Source organism: Pseudomonas sp. DSP3-2-3 (assembly GCF_049898225.1).
Classification (GTDB): Bacteria; Pseudomonadota; Gammaproteobacteria; order Pseudomonadales; family Pseudomonadaceae; genus Aquipseudomonas.
In genome coordinates this window covers 24945-43860 of the sequence record NZ_JAFCXH010000025.1, presented here as the reverse complement: position 1 = coordinate 43860, position 18916 = coordinate 24945, and the positions used below count along the sequence as shown (strand labels likewise).

General features: G+C 58.0%; 19 protein-coding genes. 14 read left to right on the top strand and 5 right to left on the bottom strand.

What is annotated here, in order from left to right; all coding sequences use genetic code 11:
* Positions 1–131 precede the first annotated feature (131 nt).
* Entirely contained in the window at positions 132–1667 is a 1536-nt protein-coding gene (gpmI, locus tag ACP7E4_RS23450; RefSeq protein ID WP_426117915.1) for a 2,3-bisphosphoglycerate-independent phosphoglycerate mutase, read from the bottom strand.
* Positions 1668–1874: 207 nt separating this feature from the next.
* Here gpmI and ACP7E4_RS23445 point away from each other — a divergent pair, with 207 nt between their 5' ends.
* Genes ACP7E4_RS23445 through secB form a run of 3 tightly spaced genes read left to right on the top strand, consistent with a single transcriptional unit; the run spans position 1875 to position 3074 of the window.
* The gene (locus ACP7E4_RS23445; RefSeq protein ID WP_065835349.1) at positions 1875–2288 is read left to right on the top strand and encodes a rhodanese-like domain-containing protein; all 414 of its coding nucleotides are present in this window, start codon (positions 1875–1877) and stop codon (positions 2286–2288) included.
* Position 2289: 1 nt separating this feature from the next.
* Positions 2290–2544, top strand: a complete 255-nt coding sequence (grxC, locus tag ACP7E4_RS23440; RefSeq protein ID WP_426117914.1) for a glutaredoxin 3 — start codon at positions 2290–2292, stop codon at positions 2542–2544.
* A gap of 41 nt (positions 2545–2585) precedes the next feature.
* Entirely contained in the window at positions 2586–3074 is a 489-nt protein-coding gene (gene secB / locus ACP7E4_RS23435; protein WP_020291756.1) for a protein-export chaperone SecB, read from the top strand.
* Between the two features lie 284 nt (positions 3075–3358).
* Here the strand turns inward: secB and trmL are convergent, their stop codons facing one another.
* Positions 3359–3814 (bottom strand): tRNA (uridine(34)/cytosine(34)/5-carboxymethylaminomethyluridine(34)-2'-O)-methyltransferase TrmL, encoded by a 456-nt coding sequence (trmL, locus tag ACP7E4_RS23430; RefSeq protein ID WP_020291757.1) that lies wholly within the window; start codon positions 3812–3814, stop codon positions 3359–3361.
* Between trmL and ACP7E4_RS23425 the strand changes: the two genes are divergently transcribed.
* The 7 genes from ACP7E4_RS23425 to ACP7E4_RS23395 all read left to right on the top strand — a co-directional run bounded on the left by ACP7E4_RS23425 (position 3813) and on the right by ACP7E4_RS23395 (position 10779).
* Positions 3813–4253 (top strand): hypothetical protein, encoded by a 441-nt coding sequence (locus ACP7E4_RS23425; protein WP_426117913.1) that lies wholly within the window; start codon positions 3813–3815, stop codon positions 4251–4253. The two genes, trmL and ACP7E4_RS23425, sit on opposite strands and share 2 nt — an antisense overlap.
* 944 nt (positions 4254–5197) lie before the next feature.
* A complete protein-coding gene (locus ACP7E4_RS23420; protein ID WP_426117912.1) occupies positions 5198–6547 on the top strand; it encodes an OprD family outer membrane porin in 1350 nt (449 codons plus the stop codon).
* A 183-nt stretch (positions 6548–6730) separates the two neighbouring features.
* Positions 6731–7369, top strand: coding sequence for a peroxiredoxin (locus ACP7E4_RS23415; RefSeq protein WP_426117911.1), 639 nt, complete (start codon positions 6731–6733; stop codon positions 7367–7369).
* Between the two features lie 538 nt (positions 7370–7907).
* Positions 7908–8873: a sulfonate ABC transporter substrate-binding protein gene (locus ACP7E4_RS23410; protein ID WP_426117910.1), complete on the top strand. Its 966-nt coding sequence runs from the start codon at positions 7908–7910 to the stop codon at positions 8871–8873.
* 28 nt (positions 8874–8901) lie between these two features.
* Positions 8902–9699: an aliphatic sulfonate ABC transporter permease SsuC gene (ssuC, locus tag ACP7E4_RS23405; protein ID WP_426117909.1), complete on the top strand. Its 798-nt coding sequence runs from the start codon at positions 8902–8904 to the stop codon at positions 9697–9699.
* The gene (gene ssuB, locus ACP7E4_RS23400) at positions 9696–10511 is read left to right on the top strand and encodes an aliphatic sulfonates ABC transporter ATP-binding protein (protein WP_426117908.1); all 816 of its coding nucleotides are present in this window, start codon (positions 9696–9698) and stop codon (positions 10509–10511) included. The genes ssuC and ssuB overlap by 4 nt, the downstream gene beginning before the upstream one ends.
* A gap of 52 nt (positions 10512–10563) precedes the next feature.
* Positions 10564–10779 (top strand): TOBE domain-containing protein, encoded by a 216-nt coding sequence (locus ACP7E4_RS23395; protein ID WP_020291765.1) that lies wholly within the window; start codon positions 10564–10566, stop codon positions 10777–10779.
* Positions 10780–10836: 57 nt separating this feature from the next.
* Here ACP7E4_RS23395 and ACP7E4_RS23390 read toward each other — a convergent pair whose 3' ends face one another.
* On the bottom strand, positions 10837–11682 hold the full coding sequence (locus ACP7E4_RS23390) for an alpha/beta fold hydrolase (RefSeq protein WP_426117907.1): 846 nt from the start codon (positions 11680–11682) through the stop codon (positions 10837–10839).
* A 122-nt stretch (positions 11683–11804) separates the two neighbouring features.
* On the opposite strand from ACP7E4_RS23390, the gene ACP7E4_RS23385 reads away from it, so the two are divergent.
* Positions 11805–12692 (top strand): LysR family transcriptional regulator, encoded by an 888-nt coding sequence (locus ACP7E4_RS23385; protein ID WP_426117906.1) that lies wholly within the window; start codon positions 11805–11807, stop codon positions 12690–12692.
* Between the two features lie 4 nt (positions 12693–12696).
* Here ACP7E4_RS23385 and ACP7E4_RS23380 read toward each other — a convergent pair whose 3' ends face one another.
* Both ACP7E4_RS23380 and ACP7E4_RS23375 read right to left on the bottom strand, forming a co-directional pair.
* A complete protein-coding gene (locus ACP7E4_RS23380) occupies positions 12697–13353 on the bottom strand; it encodes a TetR/AcrR family transcriptional regulator (RefSeq protein WP_426117905.1) in 657 nt (218 codons plus the stop codon).
* 199 nt (positions 13354–13552) lie between these two features.
* A complete protein-coding gene (locus ACP7E4_RS23375) occupies positions 13553–14929 on the bottom strand; it encodes a glutamine synthetase family protein (protein WP_020291769.1) in 1377 nt (458 codons plus the stop codon).
* Between the two features lie 279 nt (positions 14930–15208).
* Between ACP7E4_RS23375 and ACP7E4_RS23370 the strand changes: the two genes are divergently transcribed.
* The 3 genes from ACP7E4_RS23370 (at position 15209) to ACP7E4_RS23360 (ending at position 18912) form a co-directional block, all read left to right on the top strand.
* The gene (locus ACP7E4_RS23370) at positions 15209–15985 is read left to right on the top strand and encodes a gamma-glutamyl-gamma-aminobutyrate hydrolase family protein (protein ID WP_426117904.1); all 777 of its coding nucleotides are present in this window, start codon (positions 15209–15211) and stop codon (positions 15983–15985) included.
* A gap of 64 nt (positions 15986–16049) precedes the next feature.
* A complete protein-coding gene (locus tag ACP7E4_RS23365; RefSeq protein ID WP_426117903.1) occupies positions 16050–17408 on the top strand; it encodes a glutamine synthetase family protein in 1359 nt (452 codons plus the stop codon).
* A gap of 139 nt (positions 17409–17547) precedes the next feature.
* Positions 17548–18912 carry an aspartate aminotransferase family protein gene (locus tag ACP7E4_RS23360; RefSeq protein WP_426117902.1) on the top strand — a complete coding sequence of 455 codons (1365 nt, stop codon included), beginning with the start codon at positions 17548–17550 and terminating at the stop codon, positions 18910–18912.
* Positions 18913–18916 lie beyond the last annotated feature (4 nt).

Below are 18916 nucleotides of genomic sequence, written 5' to 3'. Positions count from 1 at the left end.
TTGTGAGAAAAAATGACAGGTCTAGTATGCCCGCCACGGGTTGCAAAAAAAACGCCCAACAACAACTGCTTTAGGGCCATTCAGATAAAAAAACCGGCATTGTCGTTACCAACAAGCCGGTTGCGAGCCTTTTACTCCGCCACGAGGATCGAAGTGCCGGTCATTTCTTCGGGTATCGCCAGCCCCATCAGTTCCAGCATGGTCGGCGCGACATCGGCCAGCACGCCGCCTTCACGCACCTTGAGCTTGCGCTTGCCGATATAAATGAAGGGCACCGGTTCCGACGTGTGGGCAGTGTGGGCCTGGCCAGTATGGTCGTCGGTCATCTGCTCGACGTTGCCGTGGTCGGCCGTCACCAGCGCTTCGCCGCCGACTTTTTCCAGCGCTTCGGCGATACGTCCGACGCAGACATCCAGATATTCCACGGCCTTGATTGCCGCTTCCATGATGCCGCTGTGCCCAACCATGTCGCCGTTGGCGTAGTTGACCACGATCACGTCGTAACGCTGATGCTCGATGGCGTCGACGATACGGTCGGTAACTTCCGGCGCACTCATTTCTGGCTGCAGGTCGTAAGTCGCGACTTTCGGCGACGGGATCAGGATGCGCTCTTCACCGGGGAACGGTTCTTCCCGGCCGCCGGAGAAAAAGAACGTCACGTGGGCGTATTTTTCGGTCTCGGCAATGCGCAGCTGGGTCTTGCCGTTGGCGGCGAGGTATTCGCCCAGCACGTTTTTCAGGCTGCCAGCGGCGAATGCCGACGGTGCCGGAATGCTTGCGGCGTATTGGGTAAGCATGACGAAGCCGGCCAGTTTCGGCTGGCGGGCGCGCTCGAAGTCCTTGAAATCGTCTTCGACGAACACGCGAGTCAGCTCGCGGGCGCGGTCGGCGCGGAAGTTCATGAACACCACGGCGTCGCCATCTTCGACCTTGACCTGCTCGCCAATGCTGGTGGCTTTGACGAATTCGTCGTTTTCGTCGCGCTCGTAAGCGGCTTGCAGACCTGCAACGCTGGTTGCGGCCTGGAATTGCGACGCGCCGTCGACGATCAGGTTGTACGCCTGGGCAACGCGGTCCCAGCGGTTGTCTCGGTCCATGGCGAAGTAGCGGCCGATGATACTGGCGGTGCGGCCTTTGCCCAGGCGGGTGAACGTGGCGTCCATCAGTTCCAGGGATTTTTGCGCGCTGCGTGGCGGCGTGTCGCGGCCATCGAGGAACGCGTGCAGGTAGATTTTCTCGGCGCCGCGCTGGGCCGCCAGTTCAGCCATGGCCACCAAGTGGTCCTGATGGCTGTGAACGCCGCCGTCGGAGAGCAGGCCGAGAATGTGCACGGCCTTGCCCGCGCCAACCGCTTTGTCCACGGAGGTGCAGATGGTCGGGTTGGTGAAGAAATCGCCATCACGGATGGATTTGGTCACCCGGGTGAAGTCCTGATACACCACGCGCCCGGCACCAAGGTTCATGTGTCCGACTTCAGAGTTGCCCATCTGCCCGTCCGGCAGGCCGACGTCCATGCCCGAACCGGAGATCAGGCCGTTGGGCATGGTCTTGTACAAGCGGTCCATGACCGGCATTTTGGCGGCCAGAATGGCGTTGCCTTCGCGGTGCTCGCTGTGTCCGAAGCCGTCCAGAATGATCAGGACCAAAGGTTTTGGCGTGGTAGTCATAGATCCCACTCGTGGCTGATGAAGTTAAATAAAAAAAGGATCGGCATTTTAGAGGCTGTTGTTGTTCAATTGCGAGCCGCGTTGCCGGGTCCAATCCTGTGCGCAAGGCATCAAAGGTGCTCAAAACGTGTCAGCGCCGTACGGGCTTTGGCCGATCTTGGGTGCTGTGTATACTGGCCGACATTTTAACGCCCCTGGAACCTACTGATGGTTGATCACCTGATTGCATTTGCCACGAACCACTATTTGATCACTGGCGCCTTCGTCATCCTGCTGGCGATGCTGATCGCCTACGAGATGAGCAAAGGCGGTCGCAGCCTGAGCACGCGTGAGCTCACGGCGCTGGTCAACAGTGATCAGGGTGTAGTCATCGACATCCGTTCGACCAAGGATTACGCGGCGGGCCACATCGTCGGTGCGCTGAGTTTCCCCCAGGACAAAATCCTGACCCGCACCGCCGAGCTTGAAAAGCACAAGGCCAAGACCCTGATCATCGTAGATGCCATGGGCCAGCACGCTGGTACCACTGCTCGCGAGCTGCTCAAGTCCGGTTTCACCGCAGCCAAGCTGTCGGGCGGCGTTTCCAGCTGGCGCGCAGACAATCTTCCTTTGGTGAAATGAAATGGCTGAAGTCATCGTCTATTCCAGCGATTATTGCCCTTATTGCATTCGCGCCAAGCAATTGTTGCAGAACAAGAGCGTGGCATTCGAAGAAATCAGAGTCGATGGCAAGCCGCAAGTTCGCGCTGACATGGTGAAGAAGGCCGGTCGTACCTCGGTGCCGCAGATCTGGATCGGTTCGACCCATGTCGGTGGATGCGATGAACTCTTTGCCCTGGAGCGCGCCGGCAAGCTCGACGCGCTGCTGGCAGCCTGATTCCAAACCCTACTAGACCCTAAAAGTAAGAAGGATCTGAGATGACTGATCAACCGACCAACGGCACCGTTGCCAACGAAGAAGACGCACCGCAATTCTCGTTGCAGCGTATTTATGTTCGCGACCTGTCATTCGAAGCGCCGAAAAGCCCGGCGATTTTCCGTCAAGAGTGGACGCCTACCGTCAGCCTTGACCTGAACACCCGTCAGAAAGCACTGGAAGGCGATTTCTACGAAGTCGTGCTGACCTTGTCCGTTACCGTGAACAACGGCGACGAAGTGGCCTTCATCGTTGAAGTCCAGCAAGCCGGTATCTTCCTGATCAAAGGTCTGGATCAGGGCGCAATGAGCCACACACTGGGCGCGTTCTGCCCGAACATCCTGTTCCCGTATGCTCGCGAAACCATCGACAGCCTGGTTGTCCGTGGCTCGTTCCCGGCGCTGATGCTGGCTCCGGTGAACTTCGATGCCTTGTACGCGCAAGAGCTGCAGCGCATGCAGGAAGCTGGCGAAACACCTACTGTTCAGTAAGTGTTGCTGCTGGACTGAAAAACGCCTTTCGGGGCGTTTTTTTATGGAGTTTTGCGGTGGAGCCGCATTGGTGGGCGATTCTATATTTGAGGGCAACCCGCAGACGCCGCAGATGTGGTGTCTGCACCGACGCCTTCCCGGATAAATCCGGTCCCACGGGATCACCGCATTTCTCCTGTGGGAGCAAGCTTGCTTGCGAAGGCAATGTGTCAGGCTCGAAATAGGCGTCGGCTATACCGGCCTCTTCGCGAGCAAGCTCGCTCCCACCCATAAAAGGATTTGTGCTACTTGAACCCCAACTGCCGCCACGCTTCATACACCGCCACGGCAACGGTGTTGGACAGGTTCAGGCTGCGGCAGCCTTCGCGCATGGGCAAACGCAGGCGCTGGTCGCTGTCCAGGGCGTCGAGGACTTCCGGGGGCAGGCCGCGGCTCTCGGGGCCGAAGATGAACGCGTCACCGTCTTCGAAGCGGGCGTCGTGAAAGGGCCGCGAGCCTTTTGTGGTAAAAGCGAACAGGCGTGGATGACCGATGCTTTCCAGGCAGCTGGCCAGGTCGGCGTGGGTCTGCAAAGTGGCGTACTCGTGGTAATCGAGGCCGGCCCGGCGCAGGCGTTTGTCATCCAGCTCGAAGCCCAGGGGCTCGATCAAATGCAGGGTGCTGCCGGTGTTGGCGCACAGTCTGATGACGTTGCCGGTATTCGGCGGAATTTCTGGTTGAAAAAGGATGACGTGAAACATGCACGGCTCCGAACTTGAGGACGGGGTGCATTCTACCCCCGAAGAGGACCCGCGACCGAAGCTATGGCCGCGCGTTCTTGGTTCGTTGGCAATTGTCGGCTTGATGGTGGGGCTGATGATCGGCCGCCTGACCGAGCCCGATCCCCTCGAACTGCTGCAAATCGAAGAGCTGCCCAGCGGCCTTGCGCTGTGGTTCAACCACGAACCGCAAGTGGTGACTGAACAGGTCGATGGCACGGTGGCTTTACGCTTCACGGCGAAAGGTCAGCCATGGCGCGGTCAGTTGAAGCTCGATGGGAAAAATGTGCGCTGGAAGCTGGAGCGAAGCGGGGGGGATTTGCTGCTGAACCTGCTGGCGGCCCGTCCGCTGCACGGCGACTTGCGCGGTGCGGCGGTGGACGGGCGCTGGAGACTGGAGATCAGTCTCCGAGAGGAATAAAAGAGGGGAATCCCCGGCCTGCCTGTACCAAGGTCCCCAAAACTGGTGATACGTAACCTATTGCAGAGGTCGTGCCAGTTTTCTGATTTTTGCATGAAACAATCTGTTCAATCCGCTCCAGATCGCCCAATGCCCTGTTATTCGGGCGTCTGGGGCGCAGAAGTGAATGTTCGTGGAAAGTGTTCAGCCCGGATTCAGCGTCCATCTGAGCCATGTCGTGGCGATAGCGAGTTCGCAGCTACGCATCGTTGCGGTGCATCGAACGCCTTGGATGCACCTTTGTGAGTGCGCATGCGCCTGTTTCACGCGTTGTGGCTCGTGACGACAGAATCGCTCGCCAGTGACAGCTGCCGGACAGTCCGAAAGCGCTTTTGTTCATCGGCTCCCATTCCGAACTGCCAGATCTGGCTGCAAAAACCCGGATTTCAGGTCTCCCTTAAGCCGTTCTTAAATTATTTTTCAGGTTTTTATTTCGGTCCGACCTAAGGCGGTGGCAATTGTCACAATTGCGGCTACTGGAGCTGGTCTCCCGTGTTTAAAGGGCTCCAGCGATTTACAGCCAGTGTAACGGCGAGGTTACGCTGACTGGATAGTCGGATTTAAGCCGTTTGCCAGGCCGGAATTCGTTTCCCCGACCAGCGGTCATGAAATAAATTTTGGGAATTAGCTTTGCAGGTCGATACACTCCTCGACGGACGGAACCGACATGGCTTGTGACATATATCTGATGGGTCTAAAAGGATGAATATTAATTCTTTTTAGATTTTAGAAATGTTCACTACCCTGCTGACCACCGACACACGCGGTCTAGTCATTTAGTCTTGAGGCGCCCAGTAACCATTGACTCACCGAGTCGGGTCTGGCGCTAATCGCGCGTCCCTGAGTTAGAGCGCTTTGGCGCCGGCATCAGGGATTACAAAAATTAGATTCACGAGGAGCGAAACATGAAGAAGTCCACCCTGGCCCTGGCCGTCACCGTTGCTGCATTGGCGCAACAAGCCGGTGCTGCTGGTTTCATTGAAGACAGCAAAGCGTCCGTAAGCTCGCGCACCATGTATTTCAATAACGATTCCCGCGAAGGTCTTCGTGCAGCTGATCAGCGCGAAACAGCAACGGCTCTGAAGTTCGATTACCTGTCCGGCTTCACTCAGGGCACGGTTGGTTTCGGTCTTGATCTGCAGGCAGTGGTGGGCGTCCACCTCGGCGGCGGTATCGAGCACCACAACGCGGCGACCAGCAACAGCTTCTTCCCGACTGATACCGACGGTAGTTCGGTAGACAGCTGGAGCCGTCTGGGCGGTAACCTCAAGGCTCGCTTCTCGAAAACCGAACTGCGTGCCGGTAACGCATTGGCACCTAACCTGCCAATCCTGGTTTCCAACGATGGTCGTCTGATTCCAGCCGCTTACGAAGGCGGAATCGTTACCTCCAAGGAAATCGACAACGTTACCCTGACTGGCGGTCAACTGACTCAGTCGGCTGGTCGTGCTACCAGTAACTGGACTGACCTGTCGGTTAGCGGCGGTACTAAAGGCAGCGACGAGTTCCGTTTCGCTGGCGGCGACTGGAAAGTCACCAAAGACCTGACCTTGCAGTACTACTACGCGAACCTGGAAAACTACTACAAGCAGCATTTCCTGGGTCTGGTACACGTTCTGCCAATCGCTGAAGACCAGTCCTTCAAGACTGACCTGCGTTACTTCAACAGCAGCGACGATGGCAAGAATGGCCAAACTGGCTATATCTTCAACAACAACGGCGGCTATGCCAAGAAAGCTGGCGTAGTTGATAACCAGACCTGGTCTGCCATGTTCACCTACACCTTGGGTGGCAACGCATTCCTGGTCGGCCATCAACAAGTCGGCGATGACGGCGGCATGGTTTTCCTGGGTCAGGGTAACGTTGTTGACGGTCGCAACCGCAACGAAGGTAACGGCGGTTCCAGCGTTTACCTGTTCACTGACTCCATGGTTGGTAACTTCACCCGTGCCGGTGAAAACACTACTTTCGGTCAGTACTCCTATGACTTCGCACGTCTGGGCGTTCCAGGCCTGAAAGCCGCAGTTGCTTACTTGCACGCTGAAGACATCAAAGGTGTTGGCGCTACTGCAGGCCGTGAGTTCAACGAGTGGGAACGCGACATGCGTGTTGACTACGTCATCCAGAGCGGTCCGCTCAAGGGTTTCGGCACCACGCTGCGTCACGGTACCTACCGCGGCGATGCTGACCTGGCAAGCTCGACCAACACTGACCAGACTCGTCTGATCTTCAACTACACCTACGCTTTCAAATAAGCCTGGTTGGTTGACTGGTTGAGTTAAAAAGGAACCCCGCCCCGTGCGGGGTTCTTTTTGCCTGAAATTTGATATTTCCTTTAGTGCTATATAAATCGTTATCTATTCTTTTTAATTCACTTCGCAGTCGGGCACTGTGTGCTGAACTCAGCTATCAATTTCGGCAAACAAGGAGCAACACCCATGAGCCTGCGACTTGGCGACATCGCCCCTGATTTTGAACAGGAATCCAGCGAAGGCCGTATTTCCTTCCATGACTGGCTGGGTAGCAGCTGGGGAGTGTTGTTCTCCCACCCGGCCGACTTCACGCCGGTCTGCACCACCGAGCTGGGTTTCACTGCCAAGCTCAAGGACGAATTCACCGCACGTGGTGTGAAGGCCATCGCCTTGTCGGTGGACCCGGTTGATTCGCACATCAAGTGGATCGACGACATCAACACCACGCAAAACACCCTGGTCAACTTCCCGATCCTGGCTGACGCTGATCGCAAGGTGTCCGACCTGTACGACCTGATTCACCCTAACGCCAACGACACGCTGACCGTGCGTTCCCTGTTCGTGATCGATCCGAACAAGAAGATTCGCCTGACTATCACTTATCCCGCCAGCACCGGGCGTAACTTCCACGAAATCCTGCGGGTCATCGACTCCTTGCAGCTGACCGACCACTACAAAGTCGCCACGCCCGCCAACTGGGTCGACGGTGATGATGTGGTGATCGTGCCGTCGCTCAAGGATGAAGACGAGATCAAGCAACGCTTCCCCAAAGGCTACAAGGCCGTCACGCCTTACCTGCGCCTGACACCGCAACCCAATCGCTGATTTACCCTTTCCACGACAAGCAGGGGGTTACCTTGGGCCGATTCGTCGGCCCTTTTTTTATGGGCAAAAAAACCTGTTGGAGATTCTATGTCTGGGGGCAACCGCCAGGCGCCGCAGATGTATTGTCTGAACCGACGCCTTCCCGGCTAAAGCCGGTCCCACTGGAACGCGCTGATTGTGTGGGACCGGCTTTAGCCGGGAAGACGGCATTCCAGTAGACGCAAATACAGCGGCTGTACGTCCTATCGTGAATGTTGCGTAGATCCGTTGGAGCGAGGCTTGCCCGCGAAGGCTTCGTCATGACCGCCGAATGTGTGTACGCGGTACGGGCCTCTTCGCGGGCAAGCCTCCAACGATAAAACATATATTCTTTTAAAGAATAACCAAATGAAAAAATGAGATTTATAGATATAAAAAACTGCTGTTAAGGTCTCTGCGTGCTGGCGTCATTGCGAGCGAACGAATTGTCGTCAAACGCCTTACTCGCCCGCCATCGGGCAAGCAGGTGCCAATCATGAATCAGCAAAGGAGAGCGCCAATGCGCACTGTCATTTTGCGTCAAGGCTTGGCCGCTCTGTTTGCTGCAGCGGTCGCCTTGGGCGCGATCAACCAGGCACAGGCGGAAAGCTTGCGCATCGGTTATCAGAAATACGGCACCCTGGTGCTGCTCAAGGCCAAGGGCTCGCTGGAAAAGCGCCTCGCCGAGCAGGGCGTGCAAGTGCAGTGGACTGAGTTCCCCGGCGGCCCGCAATTGCTTGAAGGGCTCAACGTCGGCTCCATCGATTTTGGCGTGACGGGCGAAACCCCGCCGGTGTTCGCCCAGGCCGCCGGTGCCGATCTGCTGTATGTCGCTTACGAGCCGCCTGCGCCAACCAGCGAAGCGATCCTGGTGCCCAAGGACTCGCCGATCACTTCGGTCAAAGACCTCAAAGGCAAGAAAGTCGTGCTCAACAAAGGCTCCAACGTGCATTACCTGTTGGTCAAGGCACTGGAAGACGCCGGCCTGAAATACACCGACATTCAAACCGTGTTCCTGCCGCCCGCCGATGCCCGCGCCGCCTTCGAGCGTGGCAGCGTGGATGCCTGGGTCATCTGGGACCCGTACCAGGCCGCCGCCGAGCAACAGTTGCAGGCGCGAACCCTGCGCGACGGCACCGGGATCGTCGACAACCATCAGTTCTACCTGGCGACCAAGCCTTACGCGCAACAGCACCCGAAAGTCATTCAGGCGCTGATCGAAGAAGTCCGCGCGGTGGGCGAATGGTCCAAGGCCAACCCGGAAGAAGTCACCAGCCAGGTCGCACCGTTGCTCGGTCTGCCAGCTGACATCACCTTGAAGTCGGTCAAGCGTCAGGGCTACGGCGCGCTGTTTCTTACGCCGCAGGTTGTCGCTTCACAGCAGAAAATCGCTGACACGTTTTATCAGCTCAAGTTGATTCCCAAGCCGCTGAACATCGCGGACGTGATCTGGACTCCACCCGCTGCTGTCGCGAAAGCCCAGTAATCAGCAGGCCGTTTGAGGAGACAACTCCATGAGCCATAGTGCTTCGCAACGCATCGTCCAGCGCCTCGCGCCCTGGGCATTACCGATCCTGCTGCTGGCGTTCTGGCAACTGTCGGTCAGCGCCGGCTGGCTATCGACCCGGATTCTGCCTGCGCCGAGCGCGGTCATCGAGGCCGGGGTCAATCTGGTTTCCAGCGGTGAAATCTGGACGCACCTGGCAATCAGTGGCTGGCGTGCCGGGGTCGGTTTCGCCATTGGTGGCGGCATCGGCCTGGTCTTGGGCTTTATCACTGGCCTGTCGAAATGGGGCGAACGCCTGCTCGACAGCTCGGTGCAGATGATCCGGAACATTCCGCACCTGGCGCTGATTCCACTGGTGATCCTCTGGTTCGGCATCGACGAAACCGCCAAGGTATTTCTCGTTGCGTTGGGCACGCTGTTCCCGATTTACCTCAACACGTATCACGGTATTCGCAACATCGATCCGGCGCTTGTGGAAATGTCGCGCAGCTACGGGCTGTCTGGTTTCGGCCTGTTCTGGCACGTGATTCTGCCGGGCGCCATGCCTTCGATTCTGGTCGGCGTGCGCTTCGCTCTGGGCTTCATGTGGTTGACCCTGATCGTCGCCGAGACCATTTCCGCGAGTTCCGGCATTGGTTATCTGGCCATGAACGCACGGGAATTCCTGCAAACCGATGTCGTGGTTCTGGCCATCGTGCTCTACGCGGTACTGGGCAAGCTGGCGGATCTGGCCGCACGCGGCCTGGAGCGGGTCTGCCTGCGCTGGCATCCGGCTTATCAAGTAAATAAAGGCGGTGCGGCATGAGCAGCTTGAAACAGCAACAACCGGCCCATCTGCTGCGCGGTATTCCACTGGCTGTGCGTAACCTGAAGAAAACCTTCGGCAGTCGCGAAGTCCTCAAGGACATCGACCTGCATATTCCGGCCGGGCAATTCGTTGCTGTGGTCGGGCGCAGCGGTTGTGGCAAAAGCACCTTGCTGCGCCTGTTGGCGGGCCTGGATAAACCCACTGGCGGCGAACTGCTGGCCGGTTCGGGCAAGTTGGTCGACGCGCGGGAAGACACGCGTTTGATGTTCCAGGAAGCGCGTTTGCTGCCGTGGAAGAAGATCATCGACAACGTTGGGCTTGGCCTGAGTGGCGATTGGCGCGGCAAGGCGCTGGAAGCCCTCGAAGCGGTGGGTCTGGCCGAGCGCGCCGATGAGTGGCCGGCGGCATTGTCCGGTGGGCAAAAGCAACGCGTGGCGCTGGCTCGGGCGTTGATCCATCAACCGCGTCTGTTGCTGCTGGATGAACCGCTGGGTGCGCTGGATGCCTTGACCCGCATCGAGATGCAGCAACTGATCGAGAACCTGTGGCGCAAACATGGCTTCACCGTGCTGCTGGTGACTCACGATGTCAGCGAAGCGGTGGCGATTGCCGACCGCGTGATTTTGATTGAAGAAGGGCGCATCGGCCTGGACTTGCTGGTGGAGTTGCCTCGCCCGCGCGCGCGTGGCTCGCATCGTCTGGCTGCTCTGGAAACCGAGGTGCTGGAACGCGTCTTGTCCCTGCCTGGCACGCCGCCGGAACCCGAACCTGTTTCACCGCTGCCCACGCAATTGCGCTGGGCTAACTAGTCGCGCCAACTAATCGAATCAACGACCTTTAACCCCAAACAGGAAGCAAATCATGACTATCAAAGCCATCAACGTTCGCAACCAGTTCAAAGGCACCATCAAGGAAATCGTCGAAGGCGACGTGCTGTCCGAAATCGACGTGCAAACCGCGTCCGGCATCGTGACGTCGGTAATCACTACCCGCTCGGTCAAAGAGCTGGAGCTGGTAGTGGGCAGCGAAGTGATCGCGTTCGTGAAATCCACCGAGGTTTCCATCGCCAAGCTGTGATCGATGGGCAACAACCACAGCCCCGGACGGTGACGACCCTCCGGGGTTTTTTCGTTTTCAGCCTTGGCTGTGGATAAACGCGATGGCTTTGGCGGCAAATTCCTCTGGCGCGTCCTCCATCAGAAAATGCCCGGCATTTTCGAGGATATGTAAGGTTGAGCCGGGAATGTCGTCGTGCAGCCGATGAGCGTAAGTCACGGATTGCCACTCATCCTCCGCTCCCCAGAGGATTTGCGTCGGGACGCGCAGTTCCGGCAGGCGTTCGGCATGGTCCTGGGTGTAACGGGCGTTGTAGTGCGCCACCTGATTCTTGTAGAAGCTGACCTGGCCGGTCAGGCCCGTGATTGGCGCGAGGTAATGTTCCAGCACTTCGCCTTGCATGACGCTCTTGTCGAACACCGCCATGCCGAGTTGCCGGGTCATCAAGGCCCGATGCTGTTCGGCGTCCGCTGCGGCGTAGTCGGCATGATGGTCGCGGATGTCGCGCCAGGTTATGGAGGGCCACGAGTCATAGCTGCAGATGTCGGCAATGGTCAGTGATCGCACGCGTTGCGGCATTTCGATGGCGAGCCTGAGCGCGGTGGCGCCGCCGATGTCATGGGCAATGAGGTGCGCGTGAGGGAGATGCCAATGGTCCAGCAGCTGTTCCAGCAAGACGCGCTGCATCGCAATCGAGGTGTCCTGGTCTCGCGGAAACTCCGAGGCACCGAAACCGAGCAGATCAAATAAATGCACCTTGAATCCCGCGTCTACAAGAAGCGGAACGACATTGCGCCAGATATACGAATGGGCTGGTGTGCCATGCAACAGCACGACCGGTACGCCTTCGCCATGAATGCCTGTTGCGATGCGTCGACCCTCGATGATGACGTGCTGGTTGAGCAGATTCGAAATAGCGTTCATGAGCCTGTCCTCTGAGGTGTGTTCGAGCCTCAAGGCTATCGAAGTGCTTTGCATGACTCCAATGACAACTTATGCTGGTGAAATTCGATTCTTGTCATAGTAGAGCTGTCATGGAGGCTGCAATGAACCAGCGATTGCCAATCGATGTGTTGCGGGCGTTGCGCAGCATCGTCGAGCTGGGAAGTGTCACGCGGGCGGCGGAAAGCCTGAATCTCAGTCAGTCAGCGGTGAGTTGGAAGATCAAGCGCCTGGAGAAACAGCTGGGTCGCGATCTGATTCGTCGGGAGGGCCAGCGTCTGGTGGCGACCAACGAAGGCGCCGAGCTGCTGATTCATGCGCGGCGCATCCTCAACTCCCACGATGAAGCGCTGGCGTTGTTTGCCCCGTCGACGCTGGCAGGCGTGGTTCGGCTGGGGGTGACCGAGCAGGCATCGCTGCCGCAACTCGCGCCCCTACTGGCCAGGTTCGCCAGGCAACATGGCAACGTCGATGTCCAGGTGGTGGTCGAGCAGAGTCAGGCTTTGCGTCAATCTCTTGTGCAAGGCAATCTGGATCTGGCACTGCATCAGGATTTTTCCCACGCGTTGAGCGCCGAGGATCACCTGCTGTGGAGCGAGCGCCTGCATTGGTGTGTGCCGCCGGGATGGCAATACACGCCTGATGCCACAGTGTCATTGGTGACTTATGGACCTGGTTGCTTTTACGGCAGTCTGGCGCAGGACCGACTGCAAGCGGCGGGCATACGTTGCAAGGTGGCGGTGCAATGCCCGTATTCAGATGGGGTACTTTCGGCGATTTCTGCCGGATTGGGCATCGGGATCGTGGCCGGGGGCAATATTGACCTGCGCGTTGAGACAGGCCGGGCTTTCCAGCGCAGCATGCCTCTGCCGGAAGTCGCCAATGTGTTGCGCTATAGCCAGCGCAAGCACGATCCGATCCTCCAGGCGTTGCAGCAGATGCTGGCGCAAGCTCTGACGCGCACCCCTGAAGTCGCAGTGATGCAAGGCTGACGCTTTAGTCCGTCGAAGGCTCTGCCTTCAACGGCTCTCTGCGCGCAAGGAACGGCGGCAAGTACAACCCCAGATACGCATCAAACACGCGCATGCCTTCTTCGGCCATGCGCGGGGTGATTGCATCGTGCAGTTGTATGGAGCGGGCGTAGACGCGGTCGCCCAGTTCCATGGCCAGGGCAAACACGTCGACGTCGTCGGGAAGGGCTGGCAGCTGGAAGTGGCGATTGAAGACTTCCAGCATCAAGTGGCCCAGCTCAATGTCGTGCTGGCGGTCGGCCTGGTTGATTTCCGTGAGGCCGTGCTGGGCGAGGATCAGCTGGCGGGCGGCGGCGTCAGCGTTGTAGATGTCCAGCATGCGCATTTCGACCAGCCGCGACAGATCGCGCCAGTTACTCAGTTCTGCATGTTCGATAGGCGCTTGCAGGCAGGCGCGAAAGGCGGCGTGAATATCGGCGGTCAGCGCTTCAAGCAGGGCCGGGACGCTGGCGAAGAAGTGGTAGACCGAAGACGGCGGAATCTGCGCCCGTTCGGCCACGCTGTAGATCGACAGACTCGCCACGCCTTCAGTCGCCAGCAGCTCGCGTGCGGCATCGAGGATCGAATCGATCCGGGCCTGACTGCGTGCACGAGGTTTGCGGGCGGTGGCGGGGCGCGTCATTGAATGCTCTCTTGGGCGGGGCTGTGGGGAGTGTAATGGAAATTAGCGTGGGACCGGCTTTAGCCGGGAAGAGGTATGTGCAGTCGATGTATAGCTGTCGCCTGGAATGATGCTTTCCCGGCTAAAGCCGGTCCCACGACCACAAAAAAACGCCGCAAAACCTTCAAGGTCTGCGGCGTTTTTTATTCTTCACACCAGATTAAACGGTATGCAGATACCAGTTGTACTCAAGGTCGGAGATGGAGTGTTCGAACTCCTCCAGCTCGCTTTCCTTGCAGGCAACGAAAATATCGATGTATTTCGGGTCGATATAGCGCGCCATGATTTCACTGTCGTCCAGCTCGCGCAGGGCATCGCGCAGGTTGTTTGGCAGGCTTTGTTCGTTTTGCTCGTAAGAGTTGCCTTCCACGGGCGGCGGCGGTTCGATCTTGTTGGTCAAACCGTGATGCACGCCTGCCAGGACCGAAGCCATCAGCAAGTACGGGTTGGCATCGGCACCGGCAACCCGGTGTTCCAGACGCACTGCATCGGCAGAACCTGTTGGAACGCGCAAGGCTACAGTCCGGTTGTCCAGGCCCCAGCTTGGCGAATTCGGCACGTAGAACTGAGCACCGAACCGGCGGTATGAGTTGACGTTCGGGCAAAGGAACGCCATCTGCGCCGGTAGGGTCTCGAGCACACCGCCGATCGCATGACGTAATGCGGCGTTCTGCTCGGGATCCTCGCTGGTGAAGATGTTTTTGCCATCGCGATCCAGGATCGAGATGTGGACGTGAAGACCATTGCCTGCCTGACCCGGATAGGGCTTGGCCATAAAGGTCGTGTCCATTTCGTGGTCGTAGGCGATGTTCTTGATCAGTCGCTTGAGCAGTACGGCGTAATCGCAGGCCTTGATCGGGTCGGCGACGTGGTGCAGGTTCACTTCGAACTGTGCCGGGGCGCTTTCCTTGACGATAGCGTCAGCCGGAATGCCTTGTTCTTTCGCGCCTTCCAGAATGTCCTGGAGGCAATCGACATATTCGTCGAGGTCGTCGATCAGGTAGACCTGTGTCGAGTGCGGACGTTTGCCGGAGATCGGCGAGCGTGGCGGTTGTGGGCGGCCATTCACGTTCTCCTGATCGATCAGGTAGAACTCCAGTTCGAAGGCGGCGCAGATCGTCAGGCCCATGTCATCGAACTTGCTGACCACTTGACGCAAGACTTCACGCGGATCGGCGAAGAAGGGTTCACCTTCGATTTCGTGCATGGTCATCAACAGTTGCGCGGTAGGGCGCTTCTGCCAGGGTTCATTGCACAGGGTGTCAGGGATTGGATAGCAGATTCGGTCAGCATCACCGATGTCCAGACCCAGGCCGGTGCTTTCCACCGTCGAGCCATTGATATCCAGGGCAAATAAAGAGGCAGGCAGGTTGATGCCCTTCTCGTAAACCTTATGGAGGCTGGTGCGTTCTATGCGCTTGCCGCGCACCACACCATTCATATCTGCAATCAGAAGGTCAACGTACAGAACCTCAGGATGTTCCTTAAGGAACGCGTTCGCTTCGTTAAGCTGAACGGCACGCGGGGGTACCGACATGATGCAACACCTTTGTTGTTAAAAATATCAATCATCGAGCCTTACGGGATTCAGTCAATCCGAAAGCCATGATTAAGTCAATAGAGCCTTCTTTTGCCCTAAAAGGGCGCCGAAAAGCCGTTTTTGCCGCAATTAGGGGCAAGTATTGGACGCTGGAAGGGCCCGGCACATCGGGCCTGCACGACCCGTGTTCGATTTTTTACCGCACAGTTGTGGAAAAAAATGAACAAGGCTAAGCTCGATTGCAACCCATAACAGCAACAACAACACGGGGGTCCTATGTCTCGCCTGCCACTGATCGGCGTCACCGCCTGCAACAAGCAGATCGGTCACCATGCCTATCACATCAGCGGCGACAAATATGTCCGTGCGGTAGCCGTGGCGGCCAAAGGCCTGCCTCTGATTCTGCCTGCGCTCGGACCCTTGCTTGATCCCGCCGAAATTCTCGCCAGCCTCGATGGACTGCTGTTCACCGGCTCGCCTTCCAATGTCGAACCCTGGCACTACAGTGGTCCTGCCAGCGCTCCAGGTACGGAGCACGATCCTGATCGCGACAGCACCACCTTACCGCTTATTCGTGCCGCCGTGGCAGCTGGTGTTCCGGTTTTGGGTATTTGCCGCGGATTTCAGGAGATGAATGTGGCCTTCGGCGGCAGTCTGCATCAGCGTGTTCACGAAACCGGAACCTTCATGGACCATCGTGAACCTGACAACGAACCTGTCGAAGTGCAGTACGCGCCGAGCCATGCAATGCATGTTCAGCCAGGCGGTGTATTGGCCGGAATCGGCTTGGCCAGCGAGATCCGGGTCAACTCCATTCACGGGCAAGGCATTGAGCGGCTGGCGCCGGGCTTGCGCGTGGAGGCATCGGCGCCGGACGGCCTGATTGAAGCCATTTCGGTGGACGGCAGCGAAGGATTCGCGCTGGGCGTGCAATGGCATCCCGAGTGGCAGGTCACTTCCAATCCGGATTATCTGGCGATCTTTCAGGCGTTTGGCGATGCCTGTCGAAAACGAGCGATTGAACGCGACGCCGATGCGTCACACAACTCCTGATCCTTGATCGGGACCAAGCGGGTCTGTTGAGCCTCAACAGACGCTTTATAAACCTGAGGTATTTATGAGTACCAACCTCGACCAGCTCACCGATTGGTTGAAAGAACACAAGATCACCGAAGTCGAATGCATGATTGCCGACCTCACCGGGATCACTCGCGGCAAAATCTCACCCACCAACAAATTCATTGCCGAGAAGGGCATGCGCTTGCCGGAGAGCGTATTGCTGCAAACCGTCACGGGTGATTACGTCGAAGACGACATTTATTACGAACTGCTCGACCCTGCCGATATCGACATGCTCTGCCGTCCCGACCAGAACGCGGTGTATCTGGTCCCTTGGGCAGTCGAGCCCACGGCGCAGGTGATTCATGACACCTACGACAAGCAGGGCAACCCCATCGAGCTGTCGCCGCGCAACGTCTTGAAGAAAGTCCTCAAGCTGTATGCCGACCGAGGCTGGCAGCCGATTGTCGCGCCGGAGATGGAGTTCTACCTGACCAAGCGCAGCGACGACCCGGATTATCCGTTGCAACCGCCAATTGGTCGCTCCGGTCGCCCGGAAACCGGTCGCCAGTCGTTTTCGATTGAAGCGGCCAACGAATTCGACCCGCTGTTCGAAGACGTCTACGACTGGTGCGAGCTGCAAAACCTCGATCTGGACACCTTGATTCACGAAGACGGCACCGCGCAGATGGAAATCAACTTCCGTCACGGCGATGCTCTGTCCCTGGCCGACCAGATTCTGGTGTTCAAACGCACCATGCGCGAAGCCGCGCTCAAGCATGATGTGGCCGCCACGTTCATGGCCAAGCCAATGACCGGCGAGCCGGGCAGCGCCATGCATCTGCACCAGAGCATCATCGATATCAAGACCGGCAAGAACATCTTCTCCAATGAAGACGGGACCATGAGCGAGCTGTTCCTGCATCACATAGGCGGCCTGCAGAAATTCATTCCCGAGCTGTTGCCGCTGTTCGCGCCCAACGTCAATTCATTCCGCCGCTTCCTGCCCGACACCTCGGCGCCGGTCAACGTGGAATGGGGGGAAGAGAACCGCACCGTGGGCCTGCGCGTGCCGGATGCCGGGCCGCAGAACCGTCGTGTGGAAAACCGCTTGCCCGGTGCCGACGCCAACCCTTACCTGGCGATTGCCGCGAGCCTGCTGTGCGGGTTCATTGGCATGGTCGAAGGGCATAGTCCAAGCGCGCCAGTAGTCGGGCGTGGATATGAACGTCGCAATCTGCGTCTGCCGTTGACCATTGAAGACGCGCTGGAGCGAATGGAAAACAGCAAGACCATCGAGAAATACCTCGGCAAGAAATTCATCGTCGGCTACGTTGCCGTCAAACGTGCCGAACACGAAAACTTCAAGCGCGTGATCAGTTCGTGGGAGCGGGAGTTCCTGCTCTTCGCCGTTTAACGGGACATTGTGGGAGCGAGCTTGCTCGCGAAAGCATTGTTTCTGCCCAAGAATCTGTCGGATGTGCCGACTCTTCGCGAGCAAGCTCGCTCCCACGCATTTGGTGAGCTGGGCCACACAAGCATATGGAGTGCTATAAATGAGTTCGAACAACCCGCAAACCCGTGAATGGCAGGCCTTGAGCAGCGAGCACCACCTGGCCCCGTTCAGTGATTACAAACAGCTCAAAGAAGTCGGCCCGCGCATCATCACCCGCGCCAACGGGGTTTATCTCTGGGACAGCGAGGGTCACAAGATTCTCGACGGCATGTCCGGCCTGTGGTGCGTCGCCATCGGCTATGGCCGTGATGAACTGGCCGAAGCCGCCGCCAAACAGATGCGTGAACTGCCTTATTACAACCTGTTCTTCATGACCGCCCACCCGCCGGTGCTGGAGTTGGCCAAGGTCATCTCGCAAATTGCTCCACAAGGCATGAACCACGTGTTCTTCACCGGTTCAGGTTCGGAAGGCAACGACACGATGCTGCGCATGGTTCGCCACTATTGGGCGATCAAGGGCCAGCCGAACAAGAAAACCATCATCAGCCGGGTCAACGGCTATCACGGCTCGACCGTGGCGGGCGCGAGCCTGGGCGGCATGACGTATATGCACGAGCAGGGCGATCTGCCGATTCCGGGCATCGTGCACATCCCGCAGCCGTACTGGTTCGGTGAAGGTGGTGACATGAGCCCCGACGAGTTCGGTGTCTGGGCCGCCGAGCAGCTGGAAAAGAAAATCCTCGAACTGGGCGTGGACAACGTTGGTGCTTTTATTGCCGAGCCGATCCAGGGCGCCGGTGGCGTCATCGTGCCGCCTGCCAGCTACTGGCCGAAGATCAAAGAGATCCTCGCCAGGTACGACATCCTGTTCGTCGCCGATGAAGTGATCTGTGGTTTCGGGCGTACTGGCGAATGGTTTGGCAGTGATTTCTATGACCTCAAGCCGGACATGATGACCATCGCCAAAGGCCTGACCTCGGGTTACATCCCCATGGGCGGCCTGATCGTGCGTGATGAAATCGTCAAGGTGCTCAACGAGGGCGGCGACTTCAACCACGGCTTCACCTATTCCGGTCATCCGGTTGCGGCAGCGGTGGCGCTGGAGAACATTCGCATTCTGCGCGACGAGAAGATCGTCGAGCGGGTGAAAGCGGAAACGGCACCGTATTTGCAAAAGCGTTTACGTGAACTCAACGACCATCCGTTGGTGGGCGAAGTCCGGGGTGTGGGCCTGTTGGGGGCAATCGAGCTGGTCAAGAACAAGACAACCCGCGAACGTTATACCGGCAAGGGCGCAGGCATGATTTGCCGAACCTTCTGCTTCGACAATGGCCTGATCATGCGAGCGGTCGGCGACACCATGATCATCGCGCCGCCGCTGGTGATCAGTTTTGCGGAAATTGACGAGCTGATCGAGAAAGCCCGCAAATGTCTTGATCTGACATTGGCGAAGTTGCAGGGCTAGAGTG

Excerpts from the sequence above, each read along its gene's own strand:
- gpmI (WP_426117915.1), bottom strand. The coding sequence starts at position 1,667 with ATGACTACCACGCCAAAACCTTTGGTCCTGATCATTCTGGACGGCTTC.
- ACP7E4_RS23445 (WP_065835349.1), top strand. The coding sequence starts at position 1,875 with ATGGTTGATCACCTGATTGCATTTGCCACGAACCACTATTTGATCACT.
- grxC (WP_426117914.1), top strand. The coding sequence starts at position 2,290 with ATGGCTGAAGTCATCGTCTATTCCAGCGATTATTGCCCTTATTGCATT.
- secB (WP_020291756.1), top strand. The coding sequence starts at position 2,586 with ATGACTGATCAACCGACCAACGGCACCGTTGCCAACGAAGAAGACGCA.
- ACP7E4_RS23425 (WP_426117913.1), top strand. The coding sequence starts at position 3,813 with ATGCACGGCTCCGAACTTGAGGACGGGGTGCATTCTACCCCCGAAGAG.
- trmL (WP_020291757.1), bottom strand. The coding sequence starts at position 3,814 with ATGTTTCACGTCATCCTTTTTCAACCAGAAATTCCGCCGAATACCGGC.
- ACP7E4_RS23420 (WP_426117912.1), top strand. The coding sequence starts at position 5,198 with ATGAAGAAGTCCACCCTGGCCCTGGCCGTCACCGTTGCTGCATTGGCG.
- ACP7E4_RS23415 (WP_426117911.1), top strand. The coding sequence starts at position 6,731 with ATGAGCCTGCGACTTGGCGACATCGCCCCTGATTTTGAACAGGAATCC.
- ACP7E4_RS23410 (WP_426117910.1), top strand. The coding sequence starts at position 7,908 with ATGCGCACTGTCATTTTGCGTCAAGGCTTGGCCGCTCTGTTTGCTGCA.
- ssuC (WP_426117909.1), top strand. The coding sequence starts at position 8,902 with ATGAGCCATAGTGCTTCGCAACGCATCGTCCAGCGCCTCGCGCCCTGG.
- ssuB (WP_426117908.1), top strand. The coding sequence starts at position 9,696 with ATGAGCAGCTTGAAACAGCAACAACCGGCCCATCTGCTGCGCGGTATT.
- ACP7E4_RS23395 (WP_020291765.1), top strand. The coding sequence starts at position 10,564 with ATGACTATCAAAGCCATCAACGTTCGCAACCAGTTCAAAGGCACCATC.
- ACP7E4_RS23390 (WP_426117907.1), bottom strand. The coding sequence starts at position 11,682 with ATGAACGCTATTTCGAATCTGCTCAACCAGCACGTCATCATCGAGGGT.
- ACP7E4_RS23385 (WP_426117906.1), top strand. The coding sequence starts at position 11,805 with ATGAACCAGCGATTGCCAATCGATGTGTTGCGGGCGTTGCGCAGCATC.
- ACP7E4_RS23380 (WP_426117905.1), bottom strand. The coding sequence starts at position 13,353 with ATGACGCGCCCCGCCACCGCCCGCAAACCTCGTGCACGCAGTCAGGCC.
- ACP7E4_RS23375 (WP_020291769.1), bottom strand. The coding sequence starts at position 14,929 with ATGTCGGTACCCCCGCGTGCCGTTCAGCTTAACGAAGCGAACGCGTTC.
- ACP7E4_RS23370 (WP_426117904.1), top strand. The coding sequence starts at position 15,209 with ATGTCTCGCCTGCCACTGATCGGCGTCACCGCCTGCAACAAGCAGATC.
- ACP7E4_RS23365 (WP_426117903.1), top strand. The coding sequence starts at position 16,050 with ATGAGTACCAACCTCGACCAGCTCACCGATTGGTTGAAAGAACACAAG.
- ACP7E4_RS23360 (WP_426117902.1), top strand. The coding sequence starts at position 17,548 with ATGAGTTCGAACAACCCGCAAACCCGTGAATGGCAGGCCTTGAGCAGC.